Origin of the sequence: Azospirillum thermophilum, from assembly GCF_003130795.1 — a bacterium.
GTDB classification, from domain to species: domain Bacteria; phylum Pseudomonadota; class Alphaproteobacteria; order Azospirillales; family Azospirillaceae; genus Azospirillum; species Azospirillum thermophilum.
The window spans coordinates 1166802-1181853 of record NZ_CP029352.1 but is presented as its reverse complement, the minus strand read 5'-3'; the positions used below and the strand labels follow the sequence as shown (position 1 = coordinate 1181853).

At 69.7% G+C, this 15052-nt stretch carries 12 protein-coding genes and 1 pseudogene; 9 read left to right on the top strand and 4 right to left on the bottom strand.

Annotation, left to right across the window (positions count from 1 at the left end; translation table 11 throughout):
- Positions 1-5 precede the first annotated feature (5 nt).
- Both hyfB and DEW08_RS05285 read right to left on the bottom strand, forming a co-directional pair.
- A pseudogene (gene hyfB / locus DEW08_RS05290) lies at positions 6-1603 on the bottom strand (hydrogenase 4 subunit B).
- A gap of 422 nt (positions 1604-2025) precedes the next feature.
- On the bottom strand, positions 2026-2505 hold the full coding sequence (locus DEW08_RS05285) for a 4Fe-4S binding protein (protein WP_281262026.1): 480 nt from the start codon (positions 2503-2505) through the stop codon (positions 2026-2028).
- 719 nt (positions 2506-3224) lie between these two features.
- On the opposite strand from DEW08_RS05285, the gene DEW08_RS05280 reads away from it, so the two are divergent.
- From DEW08_RS05280 to DEW08_RS05265, 4 genes are all read left to right on the top strand, one after another.
- Positions 3225-3767, top strand: coding sequence for a 4Fe-4S dicluster domain-containing protein (locus DEW08_RS05280; protein ID WP_109325048.1), 543 nt, complete (start codon positions 3225-3227; stop codon positions 3765-3767).
- Between the two features lie 32 nt (positions 3768-3799).
- Entirely contained in the window at positions 3800-5971 is a 2172-nt protein-coding gene (gene fdhF, locus DEW08_RS05275) for a formate dehydrogenase subunit alpha (RefSeq protein ID WP_109325047.1), read from the top strand.
- Between the two features lie 87 nt (positions 5972-6058).
- Positions 6059-6400: a hydrogenase maturation nickel metallochaperone HypA/HybF gene (locus DEW08_RS05270; RefSeq protein ID WP_109325036.1), complete on the top strand. Its 342-nt coding sequence runs from the start codon at positions 6059-6061 to the stop codon at positions 6398-6400.
- Positions 6401-6772: 372 nt separating this feature from the next.
- Positions 6773-7672 (top strand): LysR family transcriptional regulator, encoded by a 900-nt coding sequence (locus tag DEW08_RS05265; RefSeq protein WP_109325034.1) that lies wholly within the window; start codon positions 6773-6775, stop codon positions 7670-7672.
- A 22-nt stretch (positions 7673-7694) separates the two neighbouring features.
- Here the strand turns inward: DEW08_RS05265 and DEW08_RS05260 are convergent, their stop codons facing one another.
- Positions 7695-9395: a putative bifunctional lysylphosphatidylglycerol flippase/synthetase gene (locus DEW08_RS05260; RefSeq protein ID WP_109325033.1), complete on the bottom strand. Its 1701-nt coding sequence runs from the start codon at positions 9393-9395 to the stop codon at positions 7695-7697.
- 151 nt (positions 9396-9546) lie between these two features.
- On the opposite strand from DEW08_RS05260, the gene DEW08_RS31045 reads away from it, so the two are divergent.
- The 3 genes from DEW08_RS31045 (at position 9547) to DEW08_RS05250 (ending at position 11911) form a co-directional block, all read left to right on the top strand.
- Positions 9547-9687: a hypothetical protein gene (locus DEW08_RS31045; protein ID WP_168220270.1), complete on the top strand. Its 141-nt coding sequence runs from the start codon at positions 9547-9549 to the stop codon at positions 9685-9687.
- A 62-nt stretch (positions 9688-9749) separates the two neighbouring features.
- Positions 9750-10568 carry a molybdate ABC transporter substrate-binding protein gene (locus DEW08_RS05255; RefSeq protein ID WP_109325032.1) on the top strand — a complete coding sequence of 273 codons (819 nt, stop codon included), beginning with the start codon at positions 9750-9752 and terminating at the stop codon, positions 10566-10568.
- Positions 10569-10807: 239 nt separating this feature from the next.
- Complete coding sequence (locus DEW08_RS05250; RefSeq protein ID WP_109325029.1) at positions 10808-11911, top strand: AI-2E family transporter; 1104 nt, start codon at positions 10808-10810, stop codon at positions 11909-11911.
- A 6-nt stretch (positions 11912-11917) separates the two neighbouring features.
- Here the strand turns inward: DEW08_RS05250 and DEW08_RS05245 are convergent, their stop codons facing one another.
- Positions 11918-13459, bottom strand: coding sequence for an MDR family MFS transporter (locus DEW08_RS05245; RefSeq protein WP_109325028.1), 1542 nt, complete (start codon positions 13457-13459; stop codon positions 11918-11920).
- Between the two features lie 174 nt (positions 13460-13633).
- Between DEW08_RS05245 and DEW08_RS05240 the strand changes: the two genes are divergently transcribed.
- Together DEW08_RS05240 and DEW08_RS05235 are read left to right on the top strand one after the other, a co-directional pair.
- Entirely contained in the window at positions 13634-14227 is a 594-nt protein-coding gene (locus DEW08_RS05240; protein ID WP_109325027.1) for an ABC transporter ATP-binding protein, read from the top strand.
- A 1-nt stretch (position 14228) separates the two neighbouring features.
- On the top strand, positions 14229-15032 hold the full coding sequence (locus DEW08_RS05235; RefSeq protein ID WP_109325026.1) for an ABC transporter permease: 804 nt from the start codon (positions 14229-14231) through the stop codon (positions 15030-15032).
- Positions 15033-15052 lie beyond the last annotated feature (20 nt).

The following is a 15052-nucleotide window of genomic DNA, read 5'->3' as shown; positions in this document are numbered from 1 at the left end:
TCCCGTCAGACGGCCAGCGCCAGCAGCGCGATGAGCGCCGCGACGATGTAGAGGCAGTAGATCCGGAAATCGCCGCCCTGGATGACCTGCAGCCACTTGCCGCCGGCATCGACCGCCTCGGCGATCGGGGCGATGACGCTCCGGTCGGCCAGCGGCTCGGTGCGGCGGGCCAGCGTGATCACCCGCTCGAAGCCCACCTCGACGCTGCTCCAGCGGCCGGAGATCGACTGCCGCATGGCGTAGAGCGGAGCGAAGAACATGCGGATCGGCTGGGCGAAGCTGCCCGCGGTGGCCGGCATGTGGTGGTCGGGCAGATAGCCGGCCGCCCAGGGGGCCGCCGTCCGGCGGTCGCCGCCGCGACGGGCCGCGAAGGCCGCCTTTATGGCGATCGGCAGGGCCGCCATGGCGACCAGCAGGATCGCGATGAGCGGGGTGGACAGGGTCGCCTGCTGCGGGTCGCCCGGCAGCAGCGTCGCGCCGGTCGCCAGCGTCACCGGAGCGGTGCCGAGCGTGGCGGCGGCGATGCGGCCCATGACCGGGGCGACGACCGGGGCGCAGAGGCCCAGCACGACGCAGGCCACGGCCAGGATGGCCATGCCGGCGACCATGGCGGCGGGGGCCTCGCGGGCCTCCTCGGCATGATGGCTGCGCGGCGCGCCGGCGAACATGATGCCGTAGGCCTTGACGAAGCACATGACGGCCAGCGCGCCGGTCAGCGCCAGCATCACCGCGGCGATCGGGGCGGCGAACTTCACCAGCGGCGTCCCGTCGAGGGCCGCGGCGAACAGCGCCTGGTAGGTGTACCACTCGGACACGAAGCCGTTCAGCGGCGGAATGGCCGAGATGGCGAGCGCGCCGACGAGGAAGGAGAGCGCCGTCCAGGGCATGGTCCGGGCAAGGCCGCCCATCTCCTCCATGTCCTTGGTGTGCATGCGGAAGATGGCCGAGCCGGCGCCGAGGAACAGCAGCCCCTTGAACACCGCGTGGTTCAGCAGGTGGTAGAGGCCGGCCATCAGGCCCAGCACCGCCAGCACCGGCTGGTGCATCGCCATGCCGATCATGCCGGTGCCGACACCCAGCAGGATGATCCCGATATTCTCGACCGAGTGGTAGGCCAGCAGCTTCTTGATGTCGTGCTCGGCCAGCGCGTAGACGACGCCCAGCACCGACGAGACCGCGCCGAAGGCCAGCACCAGCAGGCCCCAGCCCAGCATCGACGGCCCGGCGCTGGCGCCCAGCAGGTCGATGCCGACCTTCACGATGCCGAAGACGCCGATCTTGATCATCACGCCGGACATCAGCGACGAGGCGTGCGACGGCGCGGCCGGGTGGGCGCGCGGCAGCCAGATGTGCAGCGGATCATGCCGGCCTTGGCCCCGAAGCCGAGGAAGGCCAGCAGGAAGACGATGCTGTCCATCGGGGCCGCCAGCGGATGGGCGCGGAAGGCGGCGAAGTCGAAGCTGCCCGCCTGGTTCGCCATCAGGAAGAAGGCCGCCATGATCAGCACCGATCCGGCGTGCGCGACGAAGAAATAGAGGAAGCCGGCGCCGACCGCCTCGTCCTCCTGGTCGAAGATCACCAGGAAGTAGGAGGCGAGCGACATCATCTCGAAGAAGATGAGGAACCAGAAGGCGTTGTCGGCCGCCACCACCAGCATCATCGAGGCGATGAAGGCGTTCATGAAGAAGCCCATCGCACCGATTCCGCGCCCGGCATATTCGCGCACATAGGCGAAGCCGTAGATCCAGGCGACCAGCGACAAAAGCGAGATGACCGTGATCATCAGGCCGGCCAGCGGGTCGAGCCGCAGGACGAAATGCGCGAAGGGGTAGGGCCCCGCCGCGTCCAGCACCTGCGTCGGCCCGGCGATCGCCGACAGGCCGGAACCCAGCCCGGCAAGCGCCGCGGCGGCGCCGATGACGCTGGTGGAAAGACGGACATCCCCCTCCCGGCTTTTCAGGAGGAGGCTGATGATGCCGCCGCCTGCCGAGAGCAGCAGCGACATGATGAGAAGGGAGATGGGAATCATGGGTCCAGCCCCTCCAGGGAGGCGAGCGTCCGTTCCAGGCCGACCGGCGCCGCCGCGGCGAGCGTGCGTTTGGTCGCGGCGGCCTGCCCGACGGCGGCGTTGTCCACGGCGTAGAGGGCGGCGGTCGGGCATACGTTCACGCAGGCCGGACCGTCTCCGGAAAAGGCGCAGAGGTCGCATTTCACGGCGACGCTCTTCACCCCAATGTCCCACGCCAGCAGCGGATCGAGCGCCGCCGAGTGGGTGGGGGCTGCGGTGCCGAAGCCGGCCACCCCGGCGATGCCGGTGCCGCTCGGCGTGATGGCGCCGAAGGGGCAGGCCAGGGCGCACATCTTGCAGCCGATGCAGACCTTCTCGTCGAGGACGATGGCGTCGGCGGCATGCGTGATGGCGTTGACCGGGCAGACCCGGGCGCAGGGGGCGTCCTCGCACTGGTGGCAGAGGACGGGGGCCGTGTCGTCGCCGGTCCGCGTCACGGTCAGACGCGGGTGCGACTGCAGCCCCTGTTTCTTATGTGCCTCGGAGCAAGCCGCCATGCAGGTGTTGCACCCGATGCACTTTCTCGGTTCCGCGATAACGAAGCGATTCATGTCCTGACCTCCGGCTTCCCGGGCGGGTGCGTCTAATCGGTCAAAATCTTCCGATTGGCCGATCCTTTGATAAGAAATCCTGATCGCCCAATAAGAAGACAGTATTGGCTCGCGCACGCCCTTGTGATCGCCAGTTTTCCCCAGCGATGTGGCAAACGGAGAGCCATGGATTTCGAATCTCTTTTGCGAGGCGATCGCATCAGCGTTTGCCGTCGCTCGCCACTACGCTAGTCGCCTCAGTCATCACATGTCAACTAGACACATAAAAAAAGTGGGTATAAGGTGCCACGCATAAATTCACGAGGTGACACGGCTTTGTCATCTGCCGCAAGCGGCCCAGCCAACACCGATCAAGAATAGCAATTACTAAAGAAGGCAGGCTTATCGAAGTCGATTACTTTGGCTAATCGGGCAATAAGCGATTTCGATCAGCCCTGAAAGGACCAGTCAAAACACCAGTCTCCAGCCCGGCGGAGCGGCGCGAAACGTCAGGGCCCCATGAAGCGACCCTGGGACGGATCCGGGGGGCCGGACGGAGGGCGCAGCAGTCAACGGCGCTCCGGCCGGTCCGTCGACCGGCCCGGACAAGAACGAGGACAACAGGAATGAACAGATTCGTCGCTGCCAACCCGAGCAAGTGCATCGGTTGCCGCACATGCGAGGTCGCCTGTGTACTTGCCCATTCAGACGGCGCGGGTGTCGAGAACCTTGCGCCCGAGACCTTCAAGCCGCGCATCCGCATGGTGAAGACGGCCAACGTCAGCACCGCCGTGATGTGCCATCACTGCGAGGACGCGCCCTGCGTCAACGCCTGCCCGAACAACGCGATCGTCTATCGTCAGAACAGCGTGCAGGTGCTGCAGGAACGCTGCCTCGGCTGCAAGAACTGCGTGATGGCCTGCCCCTTCGGCGCCATGGACGTGATCACGGTGCCGGCGGTCAAGCAGTTCGGCGGAATGACGCTCAGCCTCGGCGTGAAGGCGCAGGCGCACAAGTGCGACCTCTGCGTCGAGCACGAGGGCGGTCCGGCCTGCGTGTCGGTGTGCCCGACCAAGGCGCTGACGCTGATGGACCGTGAACTGATGGACGAGACCCTGCGCCAGCGCCGCGAGCGCGCGGCGATCGAGGCTGCCGAAGTCGCGGCCTGACCACATACGCCAGGACAATCGAGGTTCGAAAGATGGAAAAGCACATGGCCGTCTGCCCCTACTGCGGTACGGGGTGCAAGCTCAATCTGCTGGTCGAGGGTGGGAAGGTCGTCGGTGCCGAACCCCTGAACGGCGTCACCAATGAAGGAGAGCTCTGCCTCAAAGGCTATTTCGGTTTCGACTTCATCAACGACACCAAGCTGCTGACGCCGCGCCTGCGCAACCCGATGCTGCGCCGCAGCCGCGACGCCGAGTTCGAGGCGGTGTCCTGGGACGAGGCGATCAAGTACGCCGCCACCCGGCTGTCGGAGATCAAGGCGAAGTACGGTCCCGACTCGATCATGACCACGGGCTCGTCGCGCGGTACCGGCAACGAGACCAACTATGTGATGCAGAAGTTCACCCGCGCGGTGCTCGGCACCAACAACGTCGACAACTGCGCGCGTGTCTGCCACGGCCCGTCGGTCGCCGGCCTGCAGGTGACGCTGGGCAACGGCGCCATGAGCAACTCGATCCCCGAGATCGAGCACACCAAATGCGTCCTGGTGTTCGGCTACAACGTCGCCGACAGCCATCCGGTGATCGCCAAGCGCATCCTCAAGGCCAAGGAGCGCGGCGCCAAGATCATCGTCTGCGATCCGCGCAAGATCGAGACGGCGCGCCTGGCCGACCTGTGGCTGCCGCTGAGGAACGGCTCGAACATGGCGCTGGTCAATGCCTTCGCCAACGTCCTGATCAACGAAGGGCTCTACAACAAGGACTACGTCGCCAACCACACCGAGGGCTTCGACGAGTACAAGAAGATCGTCGACAAATACACGCCCGAATACGTCGAGTCGATCACCGGCCTCTCGGCCGCCGACATCCGCGAGGCGATGCGCATCTATGCCGCGGCACCGTCCGCCACCATCCTGTGGGGCATGGGCGTCACCCAGTGGGGCCAGGGCGTCGACGTGGTGAAGGGGCTGTCCGGACTGGCGCTGCTGACCGGCAACCTCGGCCGTCCCAATGTCGGTGTCGGCCCGGTGCGCGGCCAGAACAACGTGCAGGGCAGCTGCGACATGGGCGTGCTGCCGACCGAGTTCCCCGGCTACCAGAAGGTCACCGACGCGAAGGTGCGCGCGAAGTTCGCCAAGGCCTGGGGCGTCGAGTCGCTTCCCGACCAGATCGGCTGCCGCCTGACCGACGTTCCGCACCTGGCGGAGACCGGCAAGCTGAAGGCCATGTACATCATGGGCGAGGACCCGGCCCAGACCGAGCCGGACCTGGCGCTGGTGCGCAAGGGCTTCGAGGCGATGGAGTTCATCATCGTCCAGGACATCTTCATGACGAAGACGGCGATGTTCGCCGACCTGATCCTGCCGGCCACCTCCTGGGGCGAGCATGAGGGCGTGTTCAGCGCCGCCGACCGCAGCTTCCAGCGCTTCACCAAGGCGGTGGACGCCAAGGGCGACGTCAAGCACGACTGGGAGATCATCAGCCTGATCGCCACGGCGATGGGCTATCCCATGCACTACAACAACACCAAGGAGATCTGGGACGAGCTGCGCGAGCTGTGCCCGATCTACTACGGCGTCACCTACGAGAAGATGGAGGGGCTGGGCGCCGTCCAGTGGCCGTGCCGCGAGCTCGACTCGCCGGGCTCCAAGTATCTCTACGAGGGCAACGTCTTCCAGCGCCCCGGCGGCAAGGGCCTGCTGTTCGCCACCGAGTGGCGTCCGCCGCAGGACCAGCTGACCGAGGAGTTCCCGCTGATCCTCTGCACGGTGCGCGAGGTCGGCCATTACTCCTGCCGCTCGATGACCGGCAACTGCGCCGCCCTGCAGACGCTGGCCGACGAGCCGGGCTATGTGACGATCAACCCGAAGGACGCCAAGGCGCTGGGCATCCGCGACCAGGAGCTGGTCTGGGTCTCCTCGCGCCGCGGCAAGGTCATCACCCGGGCCAGCGTCACCGACCGCACCAACCAGGGGGCCGTCTACATGACCTACCAGTGGTGGATCGGCGCCTGCAACGAGCTGACCATCCACGCCGTCGATCCCATCGCCAAGACGCCGGAATACAAGTACGCCGCCGTCAAGGTGGAGGCGATCGCCGACCAGGTGTGGGCGGAGAACTACGTCCAGCAGGAATACGCGAAGCTGAAGGGCGGCCTCAGCAACGCCGTGACCCGGGCGGCCAGGAAGGCCCCGGCCTACGCCTGACCGTCCGCCTGTAGCGTAACGGTGGAAACGGCCGCCCATCCGCTTTTCGGGGCGGCCGTTTCCATTCTTCTTCATGGAGGCCTGTCCATGCACGAAATCGCCGTCTGCCAATCCCTGCTCGAACAGGCCATGCGGGCGCGGGTCGCCCAGCCCTTCGACCGGGTGGTCAGCGTCCGGCTCGCCGTCGGCCGCCTGAGCCGGGTCGAGCCCGACGCGCTGCAGGTCGCCTTCGACCTCCTCAGCCGCGACACCTTCCTGGAGGGCGCCGTCCTCGAAATCGACCGTCCGCCGGTGCAGGCGGTCTGCGGCGACTGCGGCGCCGAGTCGGCAGTCGAGTCGCGGATCCCCCGCTGTCCGGCCTGCGCCAGCCGCCGCCTGCGGTTCGAGGGCGGCGAGAGCTATCGCTTCATCGAGATGGAAGTCGCATGACCGGCGGCGCGTCCGGCCCCGGCCCCCGCCACGGACCGTTGGCCTGCGAAGGATGCGGCGCTTTGACGCTTCCCCGCCCCGTCCTGGACGCCAGGGAATAAAAGTATGATCCGGATCAATGATGTTGCCGAGACAAAGACAGAAAACGTCTTGCGCGGGTCCGGAGGTCCCGTGACGGACGCGGCTGTGGCGCGGGTGGGCGACCGAAGGTCACATCCACGCGACGGCATACAATGGTCATCATCGGCGGCTGGTCGCGGCCCGACGGCCGGGACCCGGGTCTTGCCCGTACCGGCCGCGGGTCCCCAGCCTTGCCGGCGATGGGCCGCCGCGTCCGCTGACATGGTCTGGTGAGGCGGGAGGAACCCCGGCATGCAGGAGAAGCTGGAATTTCTGATCGCGCTCGCGACCGAGAAGCATTTCGGGCGGGCGGCGCAGGTCTGCGGGGTGTCGCAGCCCAACCTGTCGGCGGCGATCAAGCAGCTCGAGGCGACGCTCGGCGTGCCGCTGGTCGACCGCGGCGCGCGCTTCATCGGCTTCACCGCCGAGGGGGAGCGGGTGCTGGAGTGGGCGCGCCGGATCGTCGGCGACTTCAAGGCGATGCGCGCCGACGTCGAGACGATGAAGTGCGGCCTGACGGGGACGCTGCGGCTGGCCGTGGTGCCGACCGCGCTGCCGCTGGTGCAGCGGCTGACCTCGACCTTCTGGTCGCTGCATCCCGGCATCAAGATCATCATCTCCTCGCACAGCTCCACCGAGATCCTGTCGCGGATCGAGAATCTGGAGGCCGAGGCGGGGATCACCTATCTCGACAACGAGCCGGTCGGCAATGTCGACGAGGTGCCGCTCTACCGCGAGCGCTACCACCTGATCACCTCGGCCGAGGGTCCGCTTGGCGCACGCGACACCGTCACCTGGGAAGAGGCGGGGAGCCTGCCGCTCTGCCTGCTGAACTCCAACATGCAGAACCGGCGGATCATCGACCGGGCGTTCTCGGAGGCCGGAGTGCGCGCCGAGCCGATGCTCGAGTCGAACTCCATCGTCGTGCTGTCGAACCACCTGTGCACCGGCATGTGGTCCACCATCATGCCGCGGATCATGGCCGATTCGCTGATGCTGCCGCCGACCATCCGCGCTATCCCCATCGTGGCGCCGGAGGTCTCGACCCTCATCGGCCTGGTGGTGGCGCGGCGCGACCCGCAGCCGCCGCTGACCGCGGCGCTGATCACCGACGCCCGGCGCCTCGCCCCGGACCTCGCGACGATGGCCTGACCGGCGGCCGGACCCCGGCCCGTCAGGCGCGTCTGCGCGTCCGGGCGCCGGGCCTCGGCGGCTGCTCCACCACGAACCGCTCCTTCCTGGGATGCCTCCCGGCCGCCGGCTCCTGCTGGCGCAGGCGCGAGGCCGCCGCGACCAGATGCACCACCGCCGCAGCCAGCGCGATCACGCCCACGGCGACCGAGGCGCGCAGGAAGCGCGAGGCGTCGCCATGCAGGGCGAAGTGCCACCAGAGGTCGTCGCTGAAGGCGACCCGCTTGTACGAGAACAGCCCCAGCCAGAAGGCGCTGGCCAGCGCCACGCCGGTCGCGACGAACCAGCTGGACGGCAGCGGGTGGTGCAGGATGGCGCCGCGCCGGTGGAACTCGCCGCGCGCCGGCAGCAGGGCGAGGAAGATCAGCGCTGGCACGATGGCCTCCTGCCAGTCTCCTCCCTTCAGCAGCGAGGCCGCCGTGCCCATCGCCAGCAGCACCAGCGACAGCACCCAGGCCGCATGCAGCCGGCGCTGGATCGCGTGGGCCAGCAGGATCAGCAGCACGCCGACGATGCTGCCGGTGAAGTGGGACATCTCGACCAGCGGCAGCGCCGCCGCGTCGAAGGGCGCCGGCAGCGTCTCCTCCGGCGTGGCGCGGGAGAACAGCAGGAAGGCGCCGGTGATGAAGGTGCAGGCCGCCAGGACCAGGGGAACCGCCGGACTGATCGCCGCGGACAGGCCGCGCGACGCGCTGGAGATGCGGTGGCGCGCCTGGAAGGCCTCCAGCACGCCGAACATCAGCCCGGCGAGGATCAGCGGGGCGAGGTAGTAGATCAGGCGGAAGACCAGCAGCCCGGCCATGACGTCGTTGCCTGCCATCTCCGGCGTCAGGCTGACCAGGACGATGGCGTCGAACACGCCGAGCCCGCCCGGCACATGGCTGATGATGCCGGCGACCAGCGCCAGGCCGAAGGCCACCACCACGTCCATGTAGCTCACCGCCTCCGTCGCCGGCAGGCAGAGGTAGAGGACGGCCGAGGCCAGCGACAGGTCGCACAGCCCGAGCAGGAGCTGCCCCGTCGCGATCGGCGGGCGGGGAAAGGCGATGTCGTAGCCGAAGAGGCGCAGGGGCCGCCGCAGCCAGAAGCCCGCCAGCGCGTAGGCGACCAGCAACCCGAGCGCCGAGAGGCCGAGCAGGGTGGCGCTTTCCGGCGGGACGTGCAGCGCCTTCAGCGCCCCGGGATCGATCAGCATCACCACCGGCAGCACCGTCGCCAGCCCCAGCATGAAGGTGGTGACGACGAACAGCGTGATCTGGGCGACGTCGAGGGCGCCCAGGCCGCGCGGGGCGTAGAGCCGGTAGCGGACGGTGGCGCCGATGATGCTGGCGAAGCCCAGGCTGTGGCTGAAGGCATAGCTGGTGAAGGCGGTGAAGGCGACCCAGCGGTAGGGCAGCGACCGGCGCAGGTGGCGCAGAGCCAGGACGTCGTAGAGGGTCAGCAGCCAGTAGCTGACCGCCGCGGTCCCCGCCGCCAGCAGCAGTTGCTCCCGGTCGATCCGCCCGATCGCCTGCCGGATGTCGGCGATGCTCGTCTGCTCCAGCCAGCGGTCGAGGATCAGCAGGGCGCCCCCGAGCAGCGCCAGGATCAGCAGGCCCGTGCCGTAGCGGACCAGCCCCTGCAGGCGGGAGGCCGGCTGCGGCCGTTCGACGTGGAGTTCCCGATTGTGCGGAAGCTGGACCATGGGCGACCGGTTCGCTGCGGACTGATCCCCTGGCAACAGCCGGACGGGGCGAAACGGCGCGCCGCGCCCCGTGCTTTCGTCCGTCCTTCGTGAAACTCCGGCTTGACCGGACTGTTGGAACGGGAACGACAGACAATCGAAGGCCCCGTCGATGGCGAACGAGTCGAACAAGGTTGGCAGCAACATCCCCCGCGCCGGCACCTCCCGCGGGCTCGGCAGAGGCGTCATGTGGTGGATTCTCGCGGCCTTCGCGGCCATCGTCCTGCTCATCACCATGTTCCCGACCTGGTAGAGGTGACAGCCGTCCCCGCTTCGCTATGATGTAATGATCATAACGAAGAGGAGGGACCGATCATGCCGTCCCGCACCCGCCGCGCCCTGCTCGCGGCCACCGCCATCCTGCCCGCCCTGGCCGCCTTGCCGGCCGCTGCCGCCGACCCCGTGCGGATCCATGCCGCCGGAAGCCTGCGGGCGGTCCTGACCGAGATCGCCAGATCCTACGAGGCGGCGACGGGCGTGCCGGTCGCCGGAACCTTCGGCGCCTCCGGCCTTCTGAAGGAGCGGCTGGAGACCGGCGAGGCGGCGGACGTCTTCGCCTCCGCCAACATGGACCATCCCCAGGCGCTGAGCCGGGCGGGCGTCGCCGGGCCGGTGCGGTCCTTCGCGCGCAACAGCCTGTGCGCGCTCGCGAAGGGCGGCCTGGACGTCACCTCCGGCACGCTGCTCGACCGGATGCTGGATCCGGGGGTGCGGGTCGGCACCTCGACTCCGAAGAACGACCCGGCCGGCGACTACGCCTGGGCGCTGTTCGGCAAGGCGGAGGCGCTGCGGCCGGGCAGCACCGCGGCGCTGGAGGCGAAGGCGCTGAAGGTCACCGGCGGGCCGCAGGCTCCGCAGGCGCCGGAGGGACGCAACACCTACGCATGGCTGATGCAGCAGGACGCCGCGGACCTGATCCTGACCTATTGCACCAACGCCCGCCTGGCGCAGCAGGAGGTCGCGTCCCTGAAGATCGTCGCGGTGCCGGAGCCGCTGGCCGTCGGGGCGGACTACGGCGTGGCGGTGCTGACGCGCGGCGACACGGCGCGCGGGCAGTCCTTCGTCGAGTATCTGCTGGCCCCGGCCGGCCAGGAGATCCTGCGGCGCCACGGCTTCCAGCCGCCGGCCCGATGACCGGCCGACGGGGCGTCCGACGACGGGAGGCCGGGCCAAAAAGAAAGCCCGCCGGGGTAGCGGGCTTCTAAGGTGACATCAGCGAGAATGACTCCTTGGCGTCCCGCTGGATATGGGGTGCCGTTGGGGTCGCGCACATCCCGATATCCGTCTTAGTACGGACGGATGAGGACCGCTCCTGCGCAACCCTTGCGCTTTTCGACCGTTACCTTTGCGGTTGCGGTCGAGGAGGGCAGGCAATGGAGACCACGCGCACGGCGGCCGAGGCGGCGGCGCGGCTGGATCAGGCGCCGGAGGGCGACCCCCGGGCCGAGCAGGGCCGCCGCCTCGTCCAGGGGGAGCTGACGCTGTTCACCTGGAAGGTGCTGATCGCGGTCGGGGTCGCGGCGCTGGCCCTGTTCGTCTGGCGTGTCGCCGACGCGCTGCTGCTGATCTTCACCGGGGTGCTGTTCGCCATCCTGCTGCAGCGGCTCGCCGGTTTCGTCCGCCGCTTCACCGGCCTGTCGCAGGGGCTGGCGTTGTCGGCCGTGCTGCTTGCCCTGCTGGCGCTGGCGGTCGGCGGCTCCTGGCTGCTCGGCCAGTCGGTCGCCGCCCAGGCCAGCCAGTTCAGCGAGCAGATCACCCGCGCCTTCGGCCAGCTTCCCCCGGCGGTGCATGACCGGGTGATGGAGCAGGCGAAGGACTGGTCGGTGTTCAGCCGCCTGCAGACCGTCGCCTCCGGCGTCGCCTTCTTCATCGGCGACGCGGTGGTGGTGATCTTCGCCGCCGTCTATCTCGCGGCCTCGCCCGGAGTCTACCGGCGCGGCGTGGTGCTGCTGGTGCCGCGGCGCGGCCATGACCGCGCCAACGAGATCCTGGACGTGGCCGGCGAGTCGCTGTGGAAGTGGCTGCTCGGCCAGTTCGCCGCCATGGCCGCGGTCGGGGTGCTGACCACCGCCGGCCTGCTCGCGCTCGGCGTCCCGACCGCGCCGGCGCTCGGCGTGCTGGCCGGCCTGCTGGAGTTCATGCCGCTGGTCGGCCCGTTCCTGGCCGCCGTGCCGGCGGTGATGATCGCCTTCGCCCAGTCGCCGGAGCTCGCGATCTGGGTCGCCGGGCTCTACCTCGTGGTGCAGCAGTTGGAGGGCAACATCATCACCCCGCTGCTGCAGAAGCGGGTGGTCGACCTGCCGCCGGTGATCACCATCGGGGCCATCGCCGCCGGCGGGGTGCTGTTCGGCCTGCTCGGCATGTTCCTGGCGACGCCGATGGCGGTGGTGGCGCTGGTCCTCGTCAACCTGCTCTACATCGAGGACAAGCTGGGCGAGGAGCGCCGCTTCCCCGCCGAGCCGGAGGGGAAGGGCTGACCGTGTTCAGTCGGCCCCGGTCGGCGCCGCCTTGGCGCCGTGGGCGGAGCGCAGCGGGATTTCCTTCAGGAACAGGGTCATCACCAGCGAGACGACGGCCAGACCGGCGGCCAGCAGGAACAGCGAGGCGAAGCCGTGCTCCAGAACGCCGAGCGCCGTGGCGCGCGAGGCGGCCGGGAGATGGTCCAGCGCCGCCATGCCGTGGTCGAGCACGTCGCGCCCGCTGATGCCCGGCAGCCCGGCCGCGTTGAAGCCGCTCGACACCACCATGTTGAAGGCGGCGCCGAACACCGCCACCCCGACCGACCCGCCGAGCGAGCGGAAGAAGCCGACAGAGGCGGTCGCCGCCCCGAGGTCCCGCCGCTCCACCGCGTTCTGCACGGCGACCGTCATCACCGGCATGACCAGTCCCAGCCCGATGCCCAGCGGGACCAGGATCAGCGTCGACCACAGCGCATGCTCCGCCACCCCCGGCAGCAGGCCCAGCAGCAGATACATCACCGCCGACAGGCTGAGCCCCACCACGGGGAATATCTTGTACCTGCCGCTGCGGGCGATCAGACGGCCGCCGCCGACCGCCCCGAAGGTCATGCCCAGCACCATCGGCAGCAGCAGCATCCCCGACGCGGTCGCCCCGGTGCCGAGCACGAGCTGCAGGTGCAGCGGCAGGAAGACGATCCCGGCGAACAGCACCATGGCCGACACCGCCACCACCGGGTTGGCGACCGCGACGATCGGCAGGCGGAACAGGTGCAGCGGCAGGATCGGCTCCCTGGTGCGCCGCTCGTGCCAGAGGAAGGCGGCCAGCAGCACGACGCCCAGCGCCGCCAGCCCGAGGATCGCCGGGGAGTCCCAGGGCAGGGCGGTGCCGCCGCGGGTGACCACCAGCAGCAGGCTGGTGACCGCCCCCATCAGCAGCACGGCGCCGAGATAGTCGATGGTCGGCTGCGACTGCCCCGCCGGCAGGCGGCCGAGCGCCCGGCTGGTCATCGCGAAGGCGCCGATGCCGATGGGGATGTTGATCAGGAAGATCCAGTGCCAGCTCAGCATCTCGGTGAAGACGCCGCCCAGCAGCGGCCCGGCCACGCTCGACAGCGCGAAGACGCCGCCGATCATGCCCTGGTAGCGGCCGCGCTCGCGCGGGGCCACCACGTCGCCGATCACCGTGAAGGCCAGCGTCATCAGACCGCCGCCGCCCAGCCCCTGCACGCCGCGGAAGAGGATGAGCTGAGTCATGGTCTGCGCCACGGCGCACAGCGCCGACCCGGCGAGGAACAGCAGGATCGCCGCCTGCAGAACCCGCTTGCGCCCGTAGAGGTCCGACAGCTTGCCGTAGATCGGCGTCGTCGAGGTGGAGGCCAGCATATAGGCGGTGACCACCCAGGGCAGATCCTCCAGCCGGCCGAGGTCGGCCGCCATGGTGGGCAGGGCCGTCGCCACGATGGTCTGGTCCATCGCGGCCATCAGCATGGCGAGCGCCACGCCGCTAAACACCTTCAGGATCTCCCGGTGGGTGAAGGCAGCGGGGGCGGGGGTGCTGTCGGTCATCGCGCGGCGTCTTTTCTCTGGTCGGTGACTGGCGGTCGGTGACTGGTGGACGGCGGTCGGTGCTGCAATGCGGCCCCACCATAGCCGGCGCGGCGTTCCGCGCAAGGCTTCGCCTGGAGGGCCTGCTAGAATGCGCCGTCCTGCCAAGAGCCGTATCGCCGGGTGCCGCCTGCCATGCTCACCGTCCGCAACCTGTCCAGCCGGGTCCTGAAGCCGGCCAGCTTCGCCGTGGCGTCGGGGACCTGCGTCGCCGTCCAGGGGCCGTCGGGCGCCGGCAAGTCGGTCCTGCTGCGCGCCATCGCCGACCTCGACCCGGCGGCGGGGGAGGTGGCGCTGGACGGCCGGCCGCGGGAATCGATGCCGGCCCCGCGCTGGCGCCGCAGCGTCACCTATGTGGCGGCCGAATCCGGCTGGTGGAGCGAGACGGTCGCCGGCCATTTCCCCGATCCCACCGCGGCGGTGCCGATCTTCTCAGAGCTCGGCCTGCCGGCCGCGGCGCTCGACTGGCCGGTGCTGCGCCTGTCGACCGGCGAGCGGCAGCGGATCGCGCTGGTGCGGGCGCTGCTGCTGCACCCCCGCGTCCTGCTGCTCGACGAGCCGACCTCCGCCCTCGATCCGGAGGCGACGGCGCTGGTCGAGGCGCGGTTGCGGCGCGAACAGGGGCGCGGCTGCGCCATCCTGATCGTCACCCATGCGGCGGCGCAGGCCGACCGGCTCGCCGCGCGGCGGCTGCTGGTCGAGGACGGCGCCGTGCGGGAGGCCGCCTGAGATGCCGCCGATCCCGCTGACCGTCGGCGACCTCGCCGTCGCCGGGCTGCTCCTGCTGATCAACGGCGGCCTGTCGGTGGCGCTCAGCCTGGGGCTGGAGCGCACGCTGGTCCTCGCCGCCGCGCGGATGGTGGCGCAGCTCTCGCTCGTCGGGCTGGTGCTGAAGCAGCTCTTCGCGCTCCAGTCGCCCTGGCTGACGCTGGCGGCGGCGCTGGTCATGGTGCTGTTCGCCGGCCACGAGGCGCTGGCGCGGCAGGAGCGGCGGCTGGCCGGCGGCTGGTCCTACGGGCTCGGCACCGGGGCGATCGGCGGCGCGACCAGCCTTGTCATGCTGCTCGCCCTGCTGACCGCCATCCGCCCCGCCCCCTGGTGGGACGCCCGCTATGCCATCCCGCTGCTGGGCATGGTGCTGGGCAACGCGCTGAGCGGCGTCAGCCTCGCCCTCAACACCCTGACCGCCGCGGCGGTGCGCGAGCGGGCGGCCATCGAGGCGCGGCTGGCGCTCGGCGGCACCCGGTGGGAGGCGATGCAGCCCCTGCTGCGCCACGCGCTGCGCACCGGGCTGATGCCGACGATCAACGCGATGGCGGTGACCGGCCTCGTCTCGCTGCCCGGCATGATGACCGGCCAGATTCTCGCGGGCTCCGACCCGGGGGAGGCGGTGAAGTACCAGATCCTCATCATGTTCCTGATCAGCGGCGCCACCGGGCTCGGCGTGCTCGCCGCCACGCTGGGGGCGGTGCGCCGGCTGACCGACGCCCGCCACCGGCTGAGGCTCGACCGGCTGGGCGGCGCGCGGCGCTGATGGCTGGCGCCGCCCGGCGT

Coding starts and splice junctions, on each gene's coding strand:
- DEW08_RS31045 (WP_168220270.1), top strand. CDS start 9,547: ATGGCGAACGAGTCGAACAAGGTTGGCAGCAACATCCCCCGCGCCGGC.
- DEW08_RS05240 (WP_109325027.1), top strand. CDS start 13,634: ATGCTCACCGTCCGCAACCTGTCCAGCCGGGTCCTGAAGCCGGCCAGC.
- DEW08_RS05245 (WP_109325028.1), bottom strand. CDS start 13,459: ATGACCGACAGCACCCCCGCCCCCGCTGCCTTCACCCACCGGGAGATC.
- DEW08_RS05265 (WP_109325034.1), top strand. CDS start 6,773: ATGCAGGAGAAGCTGGAATTTCTGATCGCGCTCGCGACCGAGAAGCAT.
- DEW08_RS05260 (WP_109325033.1), bottom strand. CDS start 9,395: ATGGTCCAGCTTCCGCACAATCGGGAACTCCACGTCGAACGGCCGCAG.
- DEW08_RS05235 (WP_109325026.1), top strand. CDS start 14,229: ATGCCGCCGATCCCGCTGACCGTCGGCGACCTCGCCGTCGCCGGGCTG.
- fdhF (WP_109325047.1), top strand. CDS start 3,800: ATGGAAAAGCACATGGCCGTCTGCCCCTACTGCGGTACGGGGTGCAAG.
- DEW08_RS05255 (WP_109325032.1), top strand. CDS start 9,750: ATGCCGTCCCGCACCCGCCGCGCCCTGCTCGCGGCCACCGCCATCCTG.
- DEW08_RS05280 (WP_109325048.1), top strand. CDS start 3,225: ATGAACAGATTCGTCGCTGCCAACCCGAGCAAGTGCATCGGTTGCCGC.
- DEW08_RS05270 (WP_109325036.1), top strand. CDS start 6,059: ATGCACGAAATCGCCGTCTGCCAATCCCTGCTCGAACAGGCCATGCGG.
- DEW08_RS05250 (WP_109325029.1), top strand. CDS start 10,808: ATGGAGACCACGCGCACGGCGGCCGAGGCGGCGGCGCGGCTGGATCAG.